We start from the raw sequence: 21871 nt of genomic DNA, 5'->3' as shown, positions 1-21871 counted from the left end.
ATATTAGAGTGTAATTTTCTGGCATATGTACGCCACTACAACAATATAAATCATATTTATCATTTGTTTTGTTATACTACACAATAAAAAAAATACTCTTCAACAAATCTTGTATTACAACAGCTTTGTTATTTATGGTAATTTAGTATAAACTAAGAATTTTTAGTATGTTTTAAGGTAAACATGCTTATTTTGTAGAATTGGGGTGATGAATGTATAAAAGAAAGCTAATAGCTATCGCTCTTTTATATGTCTATGAAAAATATATCTTTACGTCTAAAAATGTTTATTTTTTCATTTATTATTGTCCTTTTTTCTATAGCAACAAGTGGTGCTATCATGATCCATAACCTTTCGGGTGCATTTGAGAAAGAATTTGGAGCACGAGCCATTGCTATTGCGAGAACCGTTTCACAACTGACAGATGTACAAAATAATGTTGGGAAACCGAATGGATTTGAAGTTATTCAACCCATTGCAGAGAGAATTCGTTTAACAACTGATGTTGATTATATCGTGATTATTGATATGAAGAAAATCCGCTATTCTCACCCTTCTGAGAGCAAACTTGGCACAGTTTTTGAGGGTGGAGACGAAATAGAAGCTTTTTCACAGCATGAATACATATCAAAAGCTCAGGGAGTGCTTGGCTATTCCATCCGTGCATTCGTTCCTATAATGAATGAAGAAGGTACACAACAAGTTGGTGTTATTACAGTTGGGTTACTCACCCCAAAATGGTACAACCTACTAGATGAATATCAATTTGATATATTGATTTCTCTTTTTTGGGGACTAGCTATTGGATTAGGTGGTTCAGTCTGGGTGGCTAATCACCTAAAGCGTCAAACATTTAATTTAGAGCCATACGAAATCGCTCGCTTAGTGGAAGAGCGATCTGGCATTATACAGGCAATGGATATTGGTATATTAGCAACCGACGAAAGCGGTAATGTATCATTTATTAACCGCCTCGCAAGGCAATATACTCATTTCTTTGAACAGAGAATTTCTCGCAAAGAATTATTTAATGGGACATGGCTTGCGGAAGACATTTTACAGCAGCATGAAATATATAGACCTTTACTTATACATGACCAGATGTATTTAGTACGCACCTTCCCTATTCGGATTTTAGATCAAAATGCCGGATACCTTATAATGTTAACGGATCGTAAAGAGGCAAATATGTTAGCTGAAGAATTAACAGGGATTAAAATGCTTGTGGATTCCTTACGAGCTCAACAGCATGAATATATGAACCGTTTACATAGTATTGCAGGATTAATTCAACTAGATCGTAATGATGAAGCTCTGAGTCTTATTATTGATGAAATTACGGATGAAGAGGAAATTATACAAAATTTACATGATAAAATACTTGATTACTCGATACAAGGTTTACTACTTGGGAAGTACTCGCGAGCAAAAGAACTCGGCGTGGAACTGACCATTGATGATGATTCAAAGCTAGCCGATATTATGAGCGGTTTTTCTAGTGGTGATTTGGTAACTATAATTGGAAATTTGCTTGATAACGCGATGGAAGCATGCTTTGAGTGTACGTATAAAGATGTACGATTAACGTTAATTGGCGATAAGCATTATCTATATATAGAAGTACAGGATAGTGGCATGGGGATAATAGGTTTACCGCAACGAATTTTCGAATATGGTTTTACTACCAAACAAAAGGAAGGACATGGTATTGGCCTTGCACTTGTTAAACAAATTGTAGAATCTAATAACGGAAATATACAAGTGGAATCAACGGTCAATATTGGTACAAATATTACTATTGAGGTAGGGGTGATAGAAGATCAATGAGTAACATTTCAGTTTTTATTGTAGAAGATGATCCAATGGTGCTTGAAATAAATAAAGGTTTTTTAAATAAAATGATTGGTTTTCAGCTTGTAGGCGAATCTATCACAGGTCGTGATGCTTACGAAAAAATTAAAGTGAAAAAACCAGATTTAATTTTACTAGACATGTTTTTACCAGATATGACCGGTATGGATTTATTTTTAAAACTCCGTTCAGAAAGGATTCCCTCAGATATTATTCTGATAACTGCTGCGCGAGATGCACCGACTGTTCAAGAGGCTTTACGATTTGGTGCAAGCGATTATCTCATTAAGCCCTTTCGCTTCGAACGTTTTGAAAAAGCTTTACAGCAATATAAAAATAGCTCTAAATTGTTTACTAATTGCACAGCCTTAAATCAAGAGGATATTGATAGTTGGCTAGGTATACAACAAGAGTCAAATGAATTACCTAAAGGCTTAAACAATTTAACGATGAAACAAATATTAGATTATTTAACAACATATAGAGTAGCTATAACCTCCGAGCAGCTGGCTCAAAATGTTGGAATGGCAAGGGTCACAGTTCGGAAATATTTAGATTTTTTAGCAACTAAAGGAACCGTTAGCATTGAACTACAATATGGAACAGTTGGACGACCAACGAAATATTATTCCATAAAATAGTTAAGCATAAATAGTTATTAAAAATAAAAACTCATATAGAATCTGCTATTTTTCTTATTATGCATAGGTTTATGATGCTTTACTATGCACATTAATAAAAGAAAAGTAAGCAGATTCTTTTTTTCTCTTGCAATTATCTTGTATTATAACAATTTATCAATATAACTAATTGTTATATACCATAAATACCAAAATGTTCATTAAAACCATAATATTGAATATTTATTCGTATAAAATACAATAGAAAGCGTTCACATCTTATACAGTTAGGAGTGAATTGACATGTGGCGTAACCCTATAAAAGTACTTTTCATAAACTTATGTTTTTTAACCATCCTCATAGGTTGTCAACAGCAGACCTATCCAACTGACAATGAGCAATTAAGTCATGAAGAACAAATTGTCATTCGCTTTTCACATGTTGTTGGTGAAAACACACCTAAAGGAATGGCAGCAATTAAATTTGCAGAGCTTATTAAGGAACGAAGTAATGGTCATGTAGAAATTCAAGTTTTCCCGAATGGTGTACTGTACAAGGATGGTGAGGAGATGAATGCTCTTTTAAGAGGAGATATTCAGATGATTGCCCCTGCCATTTCAAAAATTACTACGTTTGTACCCGAATGGTCTGTCATGGATTTACCTTATGCATTTAAAAATGCACAAGAAGTTCATACATATGTTGAAAGCGAAGTTGGACAATCATTAATGAAGAGGTTAAATAAACACAATCTAATCTCGATGGGCGTATGGGATAGTGGCTTTAAACAGTTAAGTAATAGTATTCGTCCCATCCAAAACTTAACTGATCTACAAGGTTTACGCATGAGAATAATGCCAAGTGATATTTTAGCAGAGCAATTTTCCATTGCAGGTGCCTATCCTAGACGAATTGATTTTAATACGGTCTTCCATCAACTACAAAAAGGCAATGTTGATGGGCAAGAAAATACGCTCACTAATATTACAAGCAAAAATCTACATTCACTTCAAGATTACTTAACTATTAGTAATCATGGTTATCTAGGCTATTTGTTATTAATGAATAATGAATTTTGGAATTCCCTCCCTAAAAATGTACAGGAGCTTTTGATTGATACTCTTGAGGAAGTACAAAAATGGGAGTGGCAACAAGCAGAGAATTTAAGTACGGAAAGACTTCAGGAAATGGAAGCATGTCAATGCATACAAATTCATTATTTAACGGAGGAAGAAATAGAGGATTGGGAGAACGCCTTTAAACCTGTATACGACTATTATGCAGAAAATTATGGTTTTAAATATATTGAGGCACTTCCTAAAAATCAATTTCATTAACTAGGGTTTAAAAGGTTGCCCTTTTAACTATAAATATAAATTTTAGGGGGATATAGAATGAAAAAATGGCTTTTCATGTCATTCATGGCTTTGCTTTTACTAGTACTTGCGGCTTGTGGTGGCGACAAAAAAGAAGCAGCTTCTGCTCCAGCAGCTGAGGGAGATGGTGGCTACACCAAAGAAAAACCTCTTGTTATTAAATTCTCTCATGTAACTTCAATTGATAGTGTTAAAGGTAAAGCAGCTGAGGCATTTGCAAAACTAGTGGATGAAAAAACAGAAGGTAAAGTGAAAGTTGAGGTTTATCCATCCTCACAACTATATGGAGATAATGATGAATTAGATGCCTTAGTATCAGGAAATGTGCATATGATTGCTCCTTCTGTAACGAAAATGGTAAAAATCGATCCTCGTTGGCAATATGTTGATATGCCATACCTTTTTGAAAATCAAGAGCATGCTCGTAAGTTCTTTAATTCAGATGTTGCAAAACTGATTCTAGAATCTGACCAACTAGCAGCTAACGATATTAAAGGTCTCGTGTTCTGGGAAAATGGCTTTAAACACTTTTCCAATAACAAACATCCACTTGTGACAGTGGACGATTTTAAAGGACTAAAATTCAGAGCACAAGCAGGTAAAGTTTTAGAATCGCAGTTTAAAGCTTTGAATGCTGGTTCTGCGACCATTGCATTTGGTGAAACGTACGCTGCCTTACAACAAGGAACAGTAGATGGACAAGAAAACACATTTAATAACTTTGATACTCAAAAATATCAAGAAGTTCAAAAATACTTCTCCGTATCTGAACATGGTCGTCTAGACTATGCCATCTTTGTAAACAAAACATTCTGGGAAAAAATACCTTCAGAGCTATTGACAGCAGTTGAAGAATCATTAAATGAGGCAACAACGTTAGCTTGGGATTTAGCTGCGGAAGAAAACGAAAAATCATTCGAAAACATTAAAAACTCTGGTATTGAAGTCCTTGAGCTATCAGATGCTGAAAAAGAAGCCATCAAAAAACAACTGGAACCAGTTTATGAAGAGTTTACTGATGTTATCACAGAAGAACTAATTAATGGTATTCGTGATTTAAAATAAACATGGTTCTTAAAAAAACTTACTATTCCAACAATTAGTTGGTGTAAGGAATAGGAAATCGCAACAATTTCTTGGGTATTCTTTGTTAGGAAGTTGCCCGTAGTAGTGAGTTATCGTCAATATCAATAATTTTATTAGTATATCGCTTACTTACAAACGGGTGCTAAGAAGCTCACTTCAAACAGCAACATTTACAGTGGGAATAAAAGCATCCGTTTTTAACTTTAAATAAAGGAGGCTACAACATGAAGGCCGTTTATAAAATATGGGGCTACTTAGAAGAAATTCTTGCTGGAATTTTTTTCGTAGCAGGTGTCGTGCTCATTTTTTATGGGGTTATTATGCGCTACATATTTAATGAACCACAAGCATGGGTAGAGGAATTAGCACGCTATTCTATAATTTGGGGTACATTTTTGGGGTTTGGCTTAGCTCTTCGCCACAATCAGCATATACAGGTGGATATTCTATATGACAAATTAAAGCCATCGAAAAAACGTCTATTAGATTTAGTAGCAACAGGCTTGAGCATCGCCTTTTGCTTAATTTACACGTACTATGGTTTTGTTTTAGTGGAAAATCGCTATACATCTGGTATGGTTTCACTTGATATCGGGATTCCAATGTGGATTGTATATTTAGTCCTACCTCTTTCAGGTATTTTATTTTTACTAAGATTCGTAGAACGATTAGTTAATATTCTACGAGGAAAGGATGAAGAATATGCTAATCCTCTTACTTAGTTTCTTTTTGCTATTATTTCTACGCGTACCTGTTGCTATTAGCTTAGCACTTTCGACAATTCTAGTGTTCTTCCAAATAGATTTTAATATGAATATGATTCCACAGCGCATTTTTACTGCATTAGATTCCTTCCCTATGATGGCCATCCCAGGATTCGTGCTGGCTGGCGTATTAATGGCGCGCGGTGGGATATCAAAATATTTAATTGAAGCTTTACGTGCATGGATTGGTCACCTTCCAGGTGGTCTTGCAGTTGTTACAATTGTTGCATGTGCTATTTTTGCCGCTATTTCAGGCTCTTCACCTGCCACAGCAGCAGCAATCGGCTCTATTATGATCCCTGCAATGATTTCAGCAGGCTATAAAAAACGTTATTCCATGGGACTTGTGGCAGCAGGTGGTACATTAGGAATTTTAATACCACCGAGTGTTCCACTAATTATTTATGGTATCACCTCGGAGCAATCAATTGGTGAGTTATTTATGGCTGGGGTTCTTCCTGGATTAGCTTTAACAGGAATTTTAATTATTGCTGCTATCGTTTATGCGAAACGCAATGGATTTAATGGAGATCAACCAGCTTCTTGGGAAGAACGTGGGCGTAAATCTTTAAAAGCCATTTGGGGAGCATTTTTACCTTTTTTAATTTTAGGAACAATCTATTCAGGAGTTGTGACACCAACTGAATCAGCGGTGATAGCTGTTTTCTATGGTCTTATTGTATCCTTGTTTATCTATCGTGAAATGAAGCTAAAGGATTTCCGCGAAGTATTAGTAGAATCTATTAATATTACCGCTATGATTTTCTTAATAATAGGTGCCGCTTCGTTATTTGGACTCTATTTAACAAATGCACAAGTACCACAGCAAGTGGGTGCATGGATTGCAGAAAGTGATTTAAATAAGTGGATTTTTATGATAGTTGTCAATATTTTGTTCTTTATCATGGGTATGTTCTTAGAAGCCGTCTCCATTATTCTAATTACTTTACCAATTTTATTACCAATCCTTGCACACTTCGATATAAATTTAATCCACTTTGCCATTATTATGACGATTAATATGGAATTAGGAATGATCACTCCACCAGTTGGATTGAATCTCTTCGTGGTTAGCGGTATTGCAAAAGAAAAACTTGGGGAAGTGGTAAAAGGCGTTATACCGTTTATCATTTTAATGATTATCTTCTTAGCACTTGTTGTCTTAATCCCACAACTTTCTCTCTGGTTACCAGAGCAAATGAAATAAGGTTTTAAGATGGGCATAAATACAAAGGGTTATTCAATAAGAGATCGCTCTTTTTGGACAATTGTCATTAGTTTGGGCGGGGCTTCTGTTTTTGTCTTTGCAGCAATGTATTCTGTTCAGCCCCTGCTCCCCTTCTTTACAGAGCAATTTCATATTTCTGTATCCGTTGCAAGTCTATCCGTATCTATGACTACTCTATCAGTAATTCTTGGATTAATCGTGCTAGGTTTTTTATCAGATCGTTATGGAAGAGTTTTGTTCATTCATTTATCCATAGTTTTTACTATCATACCTTTTTTTTTCATGCCACTAACTGATTCTTTTTCTACTATTATTTTATTACGCTTTATTCAGGGCTTTGCTATTGCAGGTGTACCTGCAGCAGCACTTGCCTATCTTAGCGAAGAAATTGATCAACAATCAATGGGCTTTGCCACTGCATTATATATTTCTTGTAATGCACTAGGCGGAACAATTGGTAGACTCATGATGGGGTATGTCACTGAATATTTTTCATGGAAAATGGCATTTGTTTCATTAGCCATTATGGGGTGCATCGTTATGGTAATTGTCTGGTGGATGCTACCTAAATCCAAAAATTTTTCGGTACAACAGCGTACGATTCAACAGGATTTACAAGGCTTTTGGTTTCATTTGAAAAACCCTCAATTATTGATGCTTTTTGGATTAGGAGTTATTTTACAATTATCCTTTACTGGAGTTTGGTCATTTATTCCCTATTACTTAACAGCGCCTCCTTTTCTATTATCTTTACAAAGCATTTCTTTTATTTTTTTAGCCTATGGTTTAGGTATTATTGGTTCGCCCATTGCTAATGCACTTGCAGGAAAAGTTGGATTACATACCATTCGAACATTTGGTGTTTGTTTATTAACTGTGGGAATACTTTTTACATTAAGCAAGTCACTTTTCATTATTGTAATTGGACTTTGTCTAGCATGTTTAGGTTTTTTTACTGCTCATGCATTAACTTCCTCATTGGTAAGTCGGCTAGCTCTTTATCAAAAAGGAAGCGCCTCTAGTCTATATTTGGTCGCTTATTACCTTGGGGTGGCCTCTGGAAGTACAATACTAAGCCCTGTTTGGTCATTATTTCAGTGGCATGGTATCGTAATCATTACTGCTTTTCTGCCAATAACATACCTATTTATTTTAAATTCGCTACAGAAACAGCAAAAAAGAGATGTACTCAAAAAATGAGCATCTCTTTTTTTGCTAATTCATTGTTTTTTTACAAGGACAATTGCTTTAATTTCTTTATAATAAATACACAACAAAATTCCTACTAAAATTAATAAAGAGCCATATATCTGAACACTTGTAGGGAATTGTTTTAAAAATACAGCACTCAATAGCATGGCTATAGCTGGCTCAAAGTTTAACAACAACGACGCATTTGTTGAGCCGACCTCCTTCATTTTTTGATTCCACATTAAATTGCTTACCCCATGAATAATAATCGCTGATAAGATGAGCAAAAACCAGTAGGGTATTGCAACTTGCCAATTCGTCTGCGGCAAAATAGTAAATGAAAACGGCACAAGCACCAGTAAACCTATTAAATTTGTATAGAACGTAATCGACTGGGCTGACATTTTCAGACTAAGATGATTGACAATAATGAGGAACAAAGCAAAGCTTAGCATTGTAATTAAGCTCAACACCTCACCCTTACCGATTGAAATGGTGATAAGTGCCCCTTTTGTAATGATGAGGCCAACACCAACAAATGATAGTATTGCACCTAGCCAAAATATGCCGTTACGTGATTCATGATAGATCATTTTATTCAGCAGAGATGTGACAATCGGTGCACAGGCTAATATTAAAGCCGCAGTGATAGGAGAAGTGTGCTGGAGACTAGCATAAAAGCTATAGTGATTAATGGAAACGCCCAGTATTCCTGCAAGGATCAATAACAATAAATCATTTCTTGTAAATGTTGTTCGGTAGATTGCTTTCCAACTAATCCCTCCTAAAAAGAGAACAATGACGATCAATCTAAAAATGGCAACCGTTAAAGGATCCCAATGTTCAATTAAAATAGAGCCAATAATGAAGTTACTGGCCCAAAAAAATACACAGCTAAATAAAATCATATAGATTGTTAGTTGTTTCATATTTTATCGCACCCGCAAATAAAGAGATTTCTACATAAGTAATGGCAAATCTACTTCCCTTTCCTTTATTCATCTTTTCTATTAAAACATAAGTATAGCAAACTAGAAAATTTCTAGTTTGCTATGTTATCTAAATAAGGGGGATTTAGATTTATGCTTAATTGATAAACTTTCCTTTAGACATAACCACTCGGTTGGATGGTTTACGTGCAATAACTTCCGCGCTTGATACTGCGTCAAAGAATACAAAACTTGCTTCGTCCTTCACATTCGGCCAAACCTTCTGACCATTTGCATCTAATGGCGTGACACCACTTGTAATATATTTTAATGTTTGTCGAATAGAGCGTTCGTCAAGTTTACGAGAAATATCTGCAAAAGTAGTCGCTTTTTCTAAAATATCTCCTGAGCCATTAGGACTCCAAGAATCATAAAAGCCGTCACAACCAAAATGGACATCCACGCCGTGCTCTGTTAGCAATTCAATCGGTGGAATTAATCGTCGCAAATCAAATGGCACCGTTGACATTATTTTTACTTGTTGTTGTGCTAAACGATCTGCAATTTTATGTTGCTCCATGATTGATACATCACCAAGTGAAAAGGCATGACTTATTGCCGTTCTCCCCTGATATTTGGCATCCTCCACGATGTCTATCCATTTATCGATTGTATAATACCCAACATGTCCACCATCATGTAAATGAATATCGACATCAACATTAAATTCCTGTGCAATATCCATCACTTCATAAAGAGAAGGCTCGATCGAGTTATCGATGCCAGCTGGATCTAGGCCGCCAATCATCGTCGCTCCATTGCGTAAAGCTTCACGCAATAATTTAGGGACATCATCTCTTAGTAGACCATGCTGTGGAAAGGCAATGACTTCGGATGTCACGACATCTTTATAATCGTCCAATGCCGCTAGTACACCTTCTAAATTTTTTAATCCAATGTATGGATCGATATTGACATGTGTACGAATATGATTCGCACCATTCTTAAGGATTTTTTCAATCATTGCAGCTGCACGTTGTTTACCTGTTGTAGCAAGTACGGATAACTCTTGTGCTTCACGATCAAGTCGTTCCTTTAAATTCTTTACGGGCACACAAGCCTTCCACGGTAAAGATAAGTATGTTTTATCTAAATGATTATGCATTTCCTTAAAGGCAGGTAATAGCAGCTTCCCTTTCATATCTGTGACTTCGTTTTGAGAATCGATTGCGTCTGTTGCGGGTACAATTTGCGAAATGAAGCCATCTGTAATTTCAAGGTGAAAAAGCTCCACTTTCGTTCCAACTGTATCATTTTCCTTTAGATATTCTCCTGTTTCAAGTAGAACATTTGTAAGCCAGTGCTTCATCTGAATTCTCCTTTCAACTCTCCTACATCCTGTTGGTGAATCATTTTGCCTTGTGAAATGACCGTAGTAATTGGGCATCTTCTTGCTATCACATGTGCAGTGCTCACGCCATCCACTAACAGCATATTCGCTTTATCACCAACTTGTGGCCAAACACGTTCTCCTACATCATTCAATGGTGTGATACCGCCAGAGGCGTATTTCCAAGCTCGACTTAATGAATATTCATCAATAAAACGGAATCTCTCCGCCATGACATTTAATTTCATAATCGTATTACCAGTACCATATGGTGACCAATGATCTGTTAAGCTATCATGTCCCACAGATACCTTTACATCATTGTTATAAAGATAAGGAATTGGTATTGTCGAACGGTTCAAATCGATTGGTACAGTTGTTGTTACATCCATTTGTACCTCAGCCATGGCTTGAACTAAATTTTCTAAACGTGACTGTTCTAAATCAGCAAGTGCCATCGCATGGCTAATTGTGACTTGACCTTCTTTTTTCGCCTGTTTCGTTAACTCAATCAGTTTATAAAATTCAAATTCGCCTAGTGTGTTCGCTGTGTGAATATGAATATCGATCCCTGCATTATAGTCTTGTGCAATACCCATCGTTGTTTGCAATGACTTTTCGATATTGCGATCTACAATGGATGGGTCAACGCCTCCAACAAGCGTTGCTCCCATCGCCATTGCCTCACGGATTAGTCCCTCTACATTGGAGCGTAATAAGCCATGCTGTGGAAAGGCTACAATATCATAGGTGATTTGATCTTGATAGTTTGCTAAAACTTGTTTTGTAATTTCAATATGCTTTGTCCCAATTTGTGGGTCAACATTACAATGTGAACGAATATGTGTGTGTCCTTGGGAAATGAGCCACTTCACCATTTCCTCAGCTCGATAAGCAGCTGTCGGCAATTGTTTAGGTAGTAGTGTTCTTTCTTCTTCAATGCGTGTTAAAATCCCTTTAGTAATGGGTCTTGGTGCCTGCCATTCTCCGCCGAAATACGTTTTATCAATATGAATATGCATTTCACGGAATGAAGGGACTAATAGTTGCTGTTGTGCATCTATTACTTCTACATCTTCATCAGCCACTATATCCTTATCTACTTGTTGAACATGTCCATCTTCGATTAGAACATCATAAATACCTGTACGAGTAGCAACAATGTGTTCATTTTCGCGCTCATATGCTTCTTCTAATCTCACATTTTTCAGCAATAGTTTACTCATAGTTTCCTCCCAATTGGTATTTTTTCGTCTATCACCAAATTTGATTACTCTACAATTTCAACGCCACTGATCATCGTGTAGTTAGATGCATCTAACCAGAAACCTTTTACAGCATTGCTGTAAACTGCTAAATGCTCATAGTTACGCACTGGAATATACACAGCTTCGTCTAACTCGATTTGCATTGCTTTTTTGTAGATTTCATTACGTGCCTCTTGGTTTGCTTCAGAACGCCCTTGCTCAATTAGCTTGTCTACTTCTGGATTTGAATAGTAGAAATGGTTTCCTGGAGGCCCCATAGATGCAGTGTGGAATAGATTGTATTGGTTATAATCAGCATCACCCGTTGCATTACCCCAACCACTAATAAAGATTTGATGCTGTTCTTTCGTAATTTCAGAAATAAATGCACCATACTCCATTACTTGAATATCAACATCTAATCCGATCCCTTTTAATTGAGATTGAATAACCTCCGCCATGTTGATACGCTCTTTACGGTCACTTGTCAGTAATTTAACTTTTGTTCCCTCTTGAACGCCAGCTTCTTTTAACAATTCTTTAGCCTTCACTACATCATAGTCATACGGTTTCGTTTCACTAGAATATCCAATAATTTTTGGACTCATTGCAGAATTTGCAAGTGTTCCTACATTATCATAAATACCGCTAATAATTGCTTCACGGTCAACAGCATAGCTAATAGCTTGACGTACTTTTACATCAGATAATAACGTATCTTTCACGTTGAATCCGATAAATTCTACTGCTAGTCCTTCTGCACGGAATAAATTCATCGTTGAAGAATTTTCAATACGATCAATCTCAGTTACAGGTACTTGTTCAGCAATATGTGCTTCTCCACTTTCAATCATTGCTAGACGAGTAGAATCCTCTGGTACAACTTTAAATGTTACTTTATCTACTTTCGGTACAGTCCCCCAATAATCTTTATTCGAAATTAAAGTGATTTCTTGACCAGATTTCCAAGTTTCAAATACAAATGGGCCTGTCCCTACTGGATGAGTTGCTAATTCGTCCGCTGCTTCAGCAATCGCTTTCGGGCTCATCATGCTACCCTCTTGACTGGCTAAAATAGATAGAAGCGGAGCATATGGTTCTTTTAATTTCAACGTTACAACATATTCATCATCTACCACTACTTCACTAATCATAGATAATTTATCACGCTGTGGTGATCCAGTTGCAGGATCTAGAATTCTGTCAAATGTCGCTTTTACAGCCTCTGCATTAAAATCTGCTCCATCATGGAATTTAATACCTTCATTTAATGTAAATGTCCAAGTGACTTCATCTTTTTGCTCCCACTCTTTTGCAAGTAATGGAACAATTTTACGATCTCTATCAAAAGCGACAAGTGTTTCATATACCTTGCCATGAATAATATTTGCTGATGGAATATCTGTAATAAAGTGAGGATCAAGACTTGTTGCATCTGCTGCTCTTAGAACAACTAATTCTCCTCCTACGCTTTTTGATCCCTCTTTGGAACCTTCTGTACTATTATTGCTAGCAGTAGAGCAGGCTTGCAGAATAAGTACAGTTATTAGTGCCATGAATAAAAACAACTTCATTTTCTTCATCAACATTTCCTCCTTGTGTGATTTGTTCCTTACATTTCGAATTATAAAGAAATAAAATTCACTTGTTTTTTAAAATTTTTACGTGTTTTTTAAATTTTCTGACTAATAAGCCATAAAATATTTACATTCTTTACGCTTTTCACTAAATTGAAATCAAATCAAATAGAAAAGGAGTATTCGATATGAATAAAGTAACAACTACAATTGATCATTCTGTTTTAGTGAATGCACGCAAGGCATCTAGAAAAAAGAATCTTGTTTCTTTCCTCAACAAAATCAAAAAGAATAAAGCAGCAGTCGTAGGAGGCATCATCATTCTTCTATATATATTGATGTTTCTTATCGGGCCCATTTTAGCCCCTTACGATCCCTACGACGTACAATTAGATCAAAAATTACAAGGGCCAAGCGTTGAACATCTAATGGGAACGGATGACAAAGGGCGAGATATTTTAAGTCGAATTTTATATGGATCACGTTTATCAATTGGTGTTGGTATTTCAGCTGTTTTATTCGGTGGTACAATCGGCACTTTCTTAGGTCTTATTGCAGGCTATTATGGCAGATGGGTTGATTCTATTATTAGTCGAATTTTAGATATCATGCTTGCCTTCCCAGGTATTTTGCTAGCTTTAGCGATTGTCAGTGCACTGGGGCCAAGCCTTATCAATGTCACAATTGCTGTTGGGTTTTTCTCTATTCCTATGTTTGCTCGTATTGTACGTGGCTCAACAATGGAGGTTAAAAAATTAGAATATATCGATGCTGTCAAAACACTTGGAGCAAATGATATGACGATTTTAATTAAGCATATTTTTCCAAATATTTTATCACCCATTATTGTACAAGCATCTATGCGCTTAGCAACCGCTATTCTATCTGCAGCAGGACTATCATTCTTAGGTTTAGGTGCTCAGCCACCATCTCCTGAATGGGGTGCCATGCTTTCTAACGGACGAGATTTCCTATTTACCGCTCCTTATATGGCGCTATTCCCAGGTATTATGATTTCTATACTTGTATTAGGCTTTAACTTATTTGGTGACGGTTTACGCGATGCGCTAGACCCAAGAATGAAAAATTAAAGGAGAGAAGACACATGACATTATTTATCTTAAAACGACTAGCTCAAATTATTCCTGTAACACTTGGTGTAACGCTTGTTGTTTTTCTAATTATGCAGATGATTCCCGGAGACCCAGCGATTATTTTAGCAGGAGAAGGAGCTTCTCAAGAAACGGTTGCAGAATTACGTGAAAATTTAGGGCTCAATAAACCATTAGCAGTTCAATATACAGACTATATTAAAAATCTTCTACAAGGAGATATGGGTAACTCTTTAAAAAATAATCAACCAGTATTCGAGGAAATTACCTCCCGATTACCGATTACCATAGAGCTAGCCTTTTATAGTATTTTAATCACCATTGTTCTGGGGCTTATTGCGGGTATTATCTCCGCTATCCGTCCTTATTCTTTGATGGATGTAGGATTAATGGTTGTCGCTTTATTAGGGATTTCCCTTCCAAGCTTTTGGTTAGGAATTTTATTAATGTATGTATTCTCTGTACAGTTACACTGGCTTCCTGTAGCAGGCTGGGATAGTGCCAAACATATTATTCTACCAGCTGTCACACTTGGTGCTGGTGGAGCTGCCATCGTCGCTCGTATGACTCGCTCTAGTATGTTAGAGGTTGTAAACCAAGACTATATACGAACAGCGAAAGCAAAAGGCTTAAAAGGATACATCATCATTTTAAAGCACGCATTACGCAATGCCTTGATTCCAGTTATTACAGTAGTAGGCTTACAGTTTGGTAGTTTACTTGGCGGAACAGTTTTAGTTGAATCGGTTTTCGCTGTAAACGGATTAGGACGAATGATTGTAGATGCCATTCGAACACGTGATATACCAGTCGTACAAGGTGGCGTTCTTGTTGCCTCATTAATATTTGTTTTCATTAATCTTTTTGTAGACATATTGTACCGATTCTTTAATAAACGAATGGATTTAAACTAAGGAGGGGAAAAACGGATGAAACAAGAAACCGTGTTGGAAGTAAAAAATTTACAAACCTATTTTTATTCGAGTGAAGGGGTTGCCAAAGCTGTCGATGGGGTATCCTTTACTCTTCAAAAAGGAGAAACACTGGGCATTGTTGGTGAATCTGGTTGTGGAAAATCCATGACTTCCCTGTCATTACTTTGTTTAGTACCATCGCCTCCTGGTAAAATCATCAATGGCGAAATTTTATTAAATAATACAGACATTTTGAAGCTCTCAGATGAAGAGCTACGCAAAATTCGGGGCAATAAAATCTCGATGATTTTCCAAGAGCCTATGACAAGCTTAAACCCTGTATTATCCGTTGGAGAGCAAATTGCTGAATCCATTCGATTGCACCAAGGCTTATCACGTAAAGAAGCATGGCAAAAGGCTGTCGATATGATTCGCCTAGTTGGGATTCCTGCACCCGAAAAAAGAGCGAAGCAGGAGCCTTATCAGTTAAGTGGTGGGATGCGACAGCGCATTATGATTGCCATGGCACTAGCGTGTACACCAGATGTGTTAATTGCTGACGAACCGACAACTGCCCTTGATGTAACTATTCAAGCTCAAATTATTGATATTATTCAAAACCTGCAAAAACAACTAGGCATGAGCATTATCTTCATTACCCATGACCTTGGTGTTGTAGCAGAAATCTGCGATAAGATTGCTGTTATGTATGCGGGACAGGTTGTAGAAGAAGGCACAACAGAAAGTCTTTTTGAAAAACCGCTACACCCTTATACAAATGGATTAATTCAATCATTACCAAAGCTATATGAAGACCAAGAAGAATTATCTACTATTCACGGAACTGTCCCAAGTCCCTATAATTATCCAATTGGCTGCCGTTATGCAGAACGTTGCCCATTTGCTACAGATTTATGTCGTGAACAACAGCCTGAGCTTTTGACTGTTGAGCAAGGAAAAAAGGTAAGATGCTGGATGTACAGTAATGAATGGCAAGGAGAAACACTTATGAAGGAGCTGACAGTATGACAACAGCGCAACATACACAACCACTATTACAAGTAAATGATTTAAAGCAGCATTTTTTCTTAAAAAAAGAAAAGCTCTTCGGTCCACAGCAGGTTGTAAAAGCTGTGGATGGGGTGTCTTTCGACATCATGCCTGGTGAGACGCTCAGTATTGTTGGAGAATCTGGCTGCGGAAAATCAACTACTGGTCGTTCTATTTTAAGATTAGATGAGCCTACTGCTGGAGAGGTATTATTATTCGGTAAAAATTTAGTGAATATGAACAAAAAAGAGCTTCGTGCTGCACGCAAGGACATTCAAATTATTTTCCAAGATCCCTATGCGTCCCTTAACCCACGAAGAACCATTCGTAAAATGTTAACAGAGGCCATGTCTATTCAAAAAATTGTACCACCTGAGCATCAAGAAGCACGCATGATTGAATTAATGTCTCTTGTTGGGTTACGTCCTGAATACTTAGAGCGTTATCCACATGAATTTTCGGGTGGTCAGCGTCAGCGGATTGGTATTGCCAGAGCCCTTGCTGTTAATCCTAAAATTATTATTTGTGATGAGTCTGTTTCTGCCCTAGATGTTTCCATTCAAGCTCAAATACTAAATTTACTAAAACAACTACAAAGAGATTTAGATTTAACCTTTTTATTTATCTCACACGATTTAAGTGTTGTTCGACATATTTCAGACCGAATTATGGTGATGTATCTTGGAAAGGTCGTAGAAATTGCTGATAAGCATTCCCTTTTTACTCAGCCACATCATCCTTATACAAAAGCACTGTTTTCTTCTATACCTGTTATTGATAAGCAGTATCGTAAGGAGCGTATTATTTTAAAAGGTGACCTACCATCACCTCTTAGTCCCCCTACTGGCTGTAGCTTTCACACACGTTGCCCATTCGCAACGGATAAATGTAAAGCAGAAGTGCCAGCACTACGAGCGATCACTGCAACACATAAGGTAGCTTGCCATTTCGCAGAAAATTTAGTTTAATGTATCTTACACTTACAAAATAAACGGAGAGGTCATTATGTTACAACCAGAAACCTTCAACATATATATTCTCCTATGTGTAATTGCTCCAATTATTGGAGCTTTTCTGCTTACTTTTATATTTATTTTCGAAAAGCAAATCGATAGCCTTGAGGAGGAAAAAAGAAATTTAGAGCTTGAGCAGGATTTACAAAGAGCAAATATTCTCCAGTTGAATCAGCAAATACAGCCACATTTCTTTTTTAATGCATTAAATTCATTATTAAGCCTAGCTCGCATCAATCGTAAGGAAGATTTGGTTGCGGGCATTGAGGCTTTGGCAACATTTTTTAAATTTAAATACAATAATCATGAGGTGTTAATTGCGTTAAAGAACGAGATACAATTTGTCGATAGTTATTTAAATATTCAACAATTGCGATTTGGCCATCGTTTGACTGTAAATAAATATGTTGATGATGAAGCACTATCCGTCCAAATACCACCTTTTATTCTGCAGACTATTATTGAAAATGCCTATAAACATAGCTTTGAAAAACATATAGGACCTGCAGAGCTATCCATTACAATCAAAAAAATGGATAATAGCTTATTAATTGAAATTAAAAATACACAGCCTTTAGAAAAAATAGAAATGACTACTGAACAGGTAGTAGACGAACTACAGCAAGGTTATGGGCTCGAAAATATTAGAAAACGGCTTGAGCTCATTTATGGGCTCGAAAATATTTTATTCTCGATTCAAAACAATGAACAGCATTACACTGTTACCATCCATGTTCCCGCTTAGGCATTCTATCAACTGGAAGGAGAAAGGAGTATCTCGCCATGAATATTTTAATCGCAGATGATGAGCCATTAGAGCTTGAGCAAATGATTTATTTATTAAAGCCACATTTTCCGAATTGGACCTTCCATACTGCCCAAGATGCCTCACAAGCTCTGCAATTAGCTAAGAAGCACCGTATGACTATCGCCTTTTTGGATATTCAAATGCCTGGGAAAGATGGAATCACGTTGAGCAAGGAATTAAAAGCGCTTTATGAGGTAGACATCATCATGGTAACAGCTTATCAAACCTTTGAATATGCCCAACAAGCATTGCGTATCGGGGTAAAGGATTATCTTACAAAACCAGTCATTGCAAGTGAATTAGATGCTATTGTGGAGAAATATAAGGTGTGGAGTTCTAACCATGATGCGATTCAAAGCGCACTTTCCTATATTCATGAAAACTATTATGAAAAACTGAGTCTCAATATTATTGCTGAAAAAATTCATTTGAATCCGAGCTATTTAAGTCGTAAATTTTTGGAGGAGCAGTCTATTGGCATTAATGAATATATTAATAATTATCGCCTAGAAATGGCTGTAAAGAAAATCAATGAAAATCTAGACACAAGTATGTCTGCAATTGCTGAGAGCTGTGGTTTTAATAGTCAGCACTATTTTAGTGTTGCGTTTAAGAAAAAATATAATCAATCACCACGTCAATATAAATCCTCTAAAATGAGTAAAGGTCTTTAATAGTATGCTAAGGAAGTTTTCATTGCTTGTTCCATTTGCAAGTTTAAGCACAGCAGCAGGAGTCATTATTCTTTTAGCGAGATGGATTAATGGTAATTTATTATTGTCCTCTCCTTCAGCCCTTATTTCTTTTGGTTTTATGGCGGGCATTTGTTATACATTAGCAACAGCTATTTCGTTTATCATACTTGGCTCATTGCTGAATAAGAGCGATTACACACAAAATCAGCATACACAAAGCTTTTTGCTCTTTACCATACAGCGTAAATTGTCTGGAATGAATTTAAAGGTTATACGTCTATTTTACTTGTTAACAGGTATTGAACTTTGGCTTATTCAATTAATAAGCATTAGTGTATTGTCTGAAATTATGTTAAATATTCCAGTCCCTATTACACTTTTTTTCTTTTTAATCGGCATCTTACTTCTTGACCGCATCATGTCAGTGAAAAGTATACTATGGTTGGAAATTTTATTTATTATTGCTCTTTTTTCATTACTTATTTTTATCCCTATTTATTACTTTGTACTAAATGGGGCAAGCACAGTATATGAGGGTATTCGCTTATATCACCCTTATTTATTTTATTTTAAAAATAGCGAAATTTTGCTGTTCTATGTCATTATTCAACTAGCCGTTTTAGGACAAGTATTTTTTGATAAATCAACATGGTATTTAATTGCCTTTATAAAACCTAAAAAAGTACGTAGCAGTCTGTTTTCCTCAGGTGTAATTTTAGCGTTATTAACGCTATCATTTACGGCAATTTTAATGATTGCCCTATATAGCGGATCATTTGGCCAATTCCAAATACTGATTTTTACGTTTTTATATGAAGTACAACCAGGCTTTCTGACATTTGCTTTTCTCGTCATTGTCCTATTAGCCATTGTCACAACCTTGCTTGTAGACATGCGGGCAACGAAACGTTTTTTTGTGACGAAAAGACCCTATTATTTCTATTTGATTGGCCTGATGATTATTTTATTCACCTGTTTCTTATCTATCGATTTAACGATTTTAGGTGTTATTTATTCTTTTGCCTTTCTGCACATTACAATGCTACCGTTTGTGTTAATCCTTTTATTTACGAATCGACATATTCATAAGCATAGCTGGCTTGTCATCCTGCTATCCATCATCATTGGCATTGGTGTTGGTTTAAGCTTTAATACGCTTTACGGATTAGCTACCAGCTTTATGATCTCAAGTATTTATCAATTAATGCTTCAGACTGAAACGATAGAAAAAAATACCTGAACTCGAGATTATTCGGGTTCAGGTTTATAAGTTATTTAACTGATATAAAATAAAAATAGGATTAGTGATAGCAAGCCAACAATGGCCGAACTAATGGAAAGATAATGTCTTTTTTCCTCTCGACCATAGTAATAGTCAATGAAAATAGAGCTGAAAAGGCTGACAACTAAATATCCTCCAATGATAACAGTAAATAAAATCCACCCTTTAATTATGATCACCATGAGCATCATGGTATTCAAAATTTTAATAGCCCAAACAGCACGTCTATGATGACTATTGACATACTCCTTTGGTATATTAAACATTTTCCTCATTAGTTTATCGCCAAGCATTTGGATAGCTAGAAAAATAACTAGCATAACGATTAAACCTGACATTCCAAATTTAGCATCATCATTGAGAATAAGCTCTAAATAAGCCTTGGCCAAATCTTTATTTTCTACTTTATAAAATGAATTGTTATCATAATCAACAATTCCGATATCCTCCTCGTTTATGAACATTTTCAGCTTCATAACCTGACCTTTTTTAAATTCTACCCAGACATCACGTTGTAATCTAAAAAAAGTTTGCTCATTCATTTGAGTCACTGTAGCTTGCTGTAATAGTTGTTGTAATAACACTTTTTCTGAACTTTGCTCCATTACTCGTTGTCCAATGACCCACCCAGGTCTTCCAGCCTTAAAGATCTCCTCATCCGAATTGTAAATCATTGTATATTTTTTTATTGATTGCTGCTGTGCTAATTGAACAATTGAAGCATGTTGCGTTTGCTCTATCTGCCCTAATGGACCGATTTCTATTATCAATAGAAACATAACTATCGCGCCTATGATAATCAAAGGATATGACCAGCGTCTTGTCTTTTTTGTTTGCCGCACTTGCCGTAAAATATCCTCCTGTAAGGATTTCGTAAATCGTGGTGCTTCGCCAAGTTCTTGATCCAATTTCTCTTTAAAAGTTGTCATTCATTAACACCTCCCACTTATTATTCGCTAATTTTTCCTGTAACATTTTTCTTGCTCGATGCAATCTGGTTTTAACTGTATTTTCTGCACATGTAAGAATATCTGCAATTTCTCTAACCTTTAATTCCTGATAATAATAAAGGATGACGACTTCTCTATAAGTAATAGGTAACTCAAATAAAGCATTTGTTAATGTTGTCCGTTCATCCTGTGCTAATAGCATCGTTTCTGGTGTTCGTTTACTTGTACCAATATGCAATTTTTCCAACAGTTGATGGCGTTTATTTTTCCAGCTTCGCAAATAATCATGACTTTTATGTACAGTTATTTTAACTAAATAGGTCTTTAGAGATGCTCTTTGTTCAAAGCGATCCTGCTGCAGATAATAAGAAAAAAAGACATCCTGGACTATTTCTTCTGCCATCGCCCAATCCTTTACATAAAGATAAGCCACTCGTAAGCAATATTCTCCGTGTTCTTCCATAATGGCCACTAAATGCTCACTCATCCAAACACCTCCTATAAATATTCACCCTATAGTCGTAATCCGAACTTAGTTGGTTTCAAAAAAAATCGAAAAGTTTCGTTAACATGAAGGTCATAAAAAGAAAAAATCCTCACACAATAAGAGGGTATTTTTTATGAATAGTAACTCCTAAAGAAATAACCTACATTTTTAAGAGTGAATTTATTTGTATGCCATGTTGCATACTTTTTTTCTTTTATCTATTGAATAACTAGCAAAAAAACTGTTATAGTGAGATTGTTTGTCTGACGTCTGACTAATTAAGATCTTTAGCTGTTCTTC

At 36.1% G+C, this 21871-nt stretch carries 20 protein-coding genes; 14 read left to right on the top strand and 6 right to left on the bottom strand.

Annotated features, from left to right (window positions below; translation table 11 throughout):
- The first annotated feature begins 339 nt into the window (after nt 1-339).
- The 7 genes from VK91_RS04375 (at nt 340) to VK91_RS04345 (ending at nt 8126) form a co-directional block, all read left to right on the top strand.
- Nucleotides 340-1827, top strand: a complete 1488-nt coding sequence (locus VK91_RS04375) for a sensor histidine kinase (RefSeq protein WP_082148120.1) — start codon at nt 340-342, stop codon at nt 1825-1827.
- Nucleotides 1824-2492, top strand: coding sequence for a response regulator (locus VK91_RS04370; RefSeq protein WP_048391142.1), 669 nt, complete (start codon nt 1824-1826; stop codon nt 2490-2492). Before VK91_RS04375 ends, VK91_RS04370 begins: the two co-directional genes overlap by 4 nt.
- Nucleotides 2493-2774: 282 nt before the next feature.
- Nucleotides 2775-3809 (top strand): DctP family TRAP transporter solute-binding subunit, encoded by a 1035-nt coding sequence (locus VK91_RS04365; RefSeq protein ID WP_048391140.1) that lies wholly within the window; start codon nt 2775-2777, stop codon nt 3807-3809.
- A 57-nt stretch (nt 3810-3866) separates the two neighbouring features.
- Nucleotides 3867-4913, top strand: coding sequence for a DctP family TRAP transporter solute-binding subunit (locus tag VK91_RS04360; protein ID WP_048391138.1), 1047 nt, complete (start codon nt 3867-3869; stop codon nt 4911-4913).
- Nucleotides 4914-5158: 245 nt separating this feature from the next.
- The gene (locus VK91_RS04355) at nt 5159-5656 is read left to right on the top strand and encodes a TRAP transporter small permease (protein WP_048391136.1); all 498 of its coding nucleotides are present in this window, start codon (nt 5159-5161) and stop codon (nt 5654-5656) included.
- Complete coding sequence (locus VK91_RS04350) at nt 5637-6905, top strand: TRAP transporter large permease (RefSeq protein WP_048391134.1); 1269 nt, start codon at nt 5637-5639, stop codon at nt 6903-6905. The genes VK91_RS04355 and VK91_RS04350 overlap by 20 nt, the downstream gene beginning before the upstream one ends.
- Before the next feature lie 9 nt (nt 6906-6914).
- Complete coding sequence (locus VK91_RS04345) at nt 6915-8126, top strand: MFS transporter (protein WP_048391132.1); 1212 nt, start codon at nt 6915-6917, stop codon at nt 8124-8126.
- A gap of 20 nt (nt 8127-8146) precedes the next feature.
- Here the strand turns inward: VK91_RS04345 and VK91_RS04340 are convergent, their stop codons facing one another.
- From VK91_RS04340 to VK91_RS04325, 4 genes are all read right to left on the bottom strand, one after another.
- Entirely contained in the window at nt 8147-9046 is a 900-nt protein-coding gene (locus VK91_RS04340; protein WP_048391130.1) for a DMT family transporter, read from the bottom strand.
- A gap of 157 nt (nt 9047-9203) precedes the next feature.
- Nucleotides 9204-10415, bottom strand: coding sequence for an amidohydrolase (locus VK91_RS04335; protein ID WP_048391128.1), 1212 nt, complete (start codon nt 10413-10415; stop codon nt 9204-9206).
- The gene (locus VK91_RS04330) at nt 10412-11662 is read right to left on the bottom strand and encodes an amidohydrolase family protein (RefSeq protein WP_048391126.1); all 1251 of its coding nucleotides are present in this window, start codon (nt 11660-11662) and stop codon (nt 10412-10414) included. Before VK91_RS04330 ends, VK91_RS04335 begins: the two co-directional genes overlap by 4 nt.
- A 44-nt stretch (nt 11663-11706) precedes the next feature.
- Complete coding sequence (locus tag VK91_RS04325) at nt 11707-13266, bottom strand: glutathione ABC transporter substrate-binding protein (protein ID WP_048391124.1); 1560 nt, start codon at nt 13264-13266, stop codon at nt 11707-11709.
- A gap of 182 nt (nt 13267-13448) precedes the next feature.
- On the opposite strand from VK91_RS04325, the gene VK91_RS04320 reads away from it, so the two are divergent.
- The 7 genes from VK91_RS04320 to VK91_RS04290 are packed head-to-tail and all read left to right on the top strand — an operon-like array spanning nt 13449 to nt 20092.
- A complete protein-coding gene (locus VK91_RS04320; RefSeq protein WP_048391122.1) occupies nt 13449-14351 on the top strand; it encodes an ABC transporter permease in 903 nt (300 codons plus the stop codon).
- 14 nt (nt 14352-14365) lie between these two features.
- Entirely contained in the window at nt 14366-15286 is a 921-nt protein-coding gene (nikB, locus tag VK91_RS04315) for a nickel ABC transporter permease (RefSeq protein ID WP_048391119.1), read from the top strand.
- A 15-nt stretch (nt 15287-15301) separates the two neighbouring features.
- Entirely contained in the window at nt 15302-16315 is a 1014-nt protein-coding gene (locus VK91_RS04310) for an ABC transporter ATP-binding protein (protein WP_048391117.1), read from the top strand.
- Complete coding sequence (locus tag VK91_RS04305; protein ID WP_048391115.1) at nt 16312-17304, top strand: ABC transporter ATP-binding protein; 993 nt, start codon at nt 16312-16314, stop codon at nt 17302-17304. The genes VK91_RS04310 and VK91_RS04305 overlap by 4 nt, the downstream gene beginning before the upstream one ends.
- A 37-nt stretch (nt 17305-17341) precedes the next feature.
- Nucleotides 17342-18094, top strand: a complete 753-nt coding sequence (locus VK91_RS04300) for a sensor histidine kinase (protein WP_048391114.1) — start codon at nt 17342-17344, stop codon at nt 18092-18094.
- Between the two features lie 38 nt (nt 18095-18132).
- Nucleotides 18133-18831: a response regulator gene (locus VK91_RS04295; protein ID WP_004226027.1), complete on the top strand. Its 699-nt coding sequence runs from the start codon at nt 18133-18135 to the stop codon at nt 18829-18831.
- A gap of 22 nt (nt 18832-18853) precedes the next feature.
- Nucleotides 18854-20092, top strand: a complete 1239-nt coding sequence (locus VK91_RS04290) for a permease (protein WP_231595578.1) — start codon at nt 18854-18856, stop codon at nt 20090-20092.
- Nucleotides 20093-20127: 35 nt separating this feature from the next.
- Here the strand turns inward: VK91_RS04290 and VK91_RS04285 are convergent, their stop codons facing one another.
- The gene (locus tag VK91_RS04285) at nt 20128-21063 is read right to left on the bottom strand and encodes a DUF4181 domain-containing protein (RefSeq protein ID WP_048391109.1); all 936 of its coding nucleotides are present in this window, start codon (nt 21061-21063) and stop codon (nt 20128-20130) included.
- Nucleotides 21050-21571 (bottom strand): sigma-70 family RNA polymerase sigma factor, encoded by a 522-nt coding sequence (locus VK91_RS04280; protein ID WP_048391107.1) that lies wholly within the window; start codon nt 21569-21571, stop codon nt 21050-21052. Before VK91_RS04280 ends, VK91_RS04285 begins: the two co-directional genes overlap by 14 nt.
- Between the last annotated feature and the right edge of the window lie 300 nt (nt 21572-21871).

The organism is Lysinibacillus sp. LK3 (assembly GCF_001043675.1).
GTDB lineage: Bacteria > Bacillota > Bacilli > Bacillales_A > Planococcaceae > Lysinibacillus > Lysinibacillus capsici.
Note: the sequence above shows the minus strand (reverse complement) of the source record. Positions and strands in the feature narration are given on the sequence as shown.

Coding starts and splice junctions, on each gene's coding strand:
- VK91_RS04375 (WP_082148120.1), top strand. CDS start 340: ATGATCCATAACCTTTCGGGTGCATTTGAGAAAGAATTTGGAGCACGA.
- VK91_RS04370 (WP_048391142.1), top strand. CDS start 1,824: ATGAGTAACATTTCAGTTTTTATTGTAGAAGATGATCCAATGGTGCTT.
- VK91_RS04365 (WP_048391140.1), top strand. CDS start 2,775: ATGTGGCGTAACCCTATAAAAGTACTTTTCATAAACTTATGTTTTTTA.
- VK91_RS04360 (WP_048391138.1), top strand. CDS start 3,867: ATGAAAAAATGGCTTTTCATGTCATTCATGGCTTTGCTTTTACTAGTA.
- VK91_RS04355 (WP_048391136.1), top strand. CDS start 5,159: ATGAAGGCCGTTTATAAAATATGGGGCTACTTAGAAGAAATTCTTGCT.
- VK91_RS04350 (WP_048391134.1), top strand. CDS start 5,637: ATGCTAATCCTCTTACTTAGTTTCTTTTTGCTATTATTTCTACGCGTA.
- VK91_RS04345 (WP_048391132.1), top strand. CDS start 6,915: ATGGGCATAAATACAAAGGGTTATTCAATAAGAGATCGCTCTTTTTGG.
- VK91_RS04340 (WP_048391130.1), bottom strand. CDS start 9,046: ATGAAACAACTAACAATCTATATGATTTTATTTAGCTGTGTATTTTTT.
- VK91_RS04335 (WP_048391128.1), bottom strand. CDS start 10,415: ATGAAGCACTGGCTTACAAATGTTCTACTTGAAACAGGAGAATATCTA.
- VK91_RS04330 (WP_048391126.1), bottom strand. CDS start 11,662: ATGAGTAAACTATTGCTGAAAAATGTGAGATTAGAAGAAGCATATGAG.
- VK91_RS04325 (WP_048391124.1), bottom strand. CDS start 13,266: ATGAAGAAAATGAAGTTGTTTTTATTCATGGCACTAATAACTGTACTT.
- VK91_RS04320 (WP_048391122.1), top strand. CDS start 13,449: ATGAATAAAGTAACAACTACAATTGATCATTCTGTTTTAGTGAATGCA.
- nikB (WP_048391119.1), top strand. CDS start 14,366: ATGACATTATTTATCTTAAAACGACTAGCTCAAATTATTCCTGTAACA.
- VK91_RS04310 (WP_048391117.1), top strand. CDS start 15,302: ATGAAACAAGAAACCGTGTTGGAAGTAAAAAATTTACAAACCTATTTT.
- VK91_RS04305 (WP_048391115.1), top strand. CDS start 16,312: ATGACAACAGCGCAACATACACAACCACTATTACAAGTAAATGATTTA.
- VK91_RS04300 (WP_048391114.1), top strand. CDS start 17,342: ATGTTACAACCAGAAACCTTCAACATATATATTCTCCTATGTGTAATT.
- VK91_RS04295 (WP_004226027.1), top strand. CDS start 18,133: ATGAATATTTTAATCGCAGATGATGAGCCATTAGAGCTTGAGCAAATG.
- VK91_RS04285 (WP_048391109.1), bottom strand. CDS start 21,063: ATGACAACTTTTAAAGAGAAATTGGATCAAGAACTTGGCGAAGCACCA.
- VK91_RS04280 (WP_048391107.1), bottom strand. CDS start 21,571: ATGAGTGAGCATTTAGTGGCCATTATGGAAGAACACGGAGAATATTGC.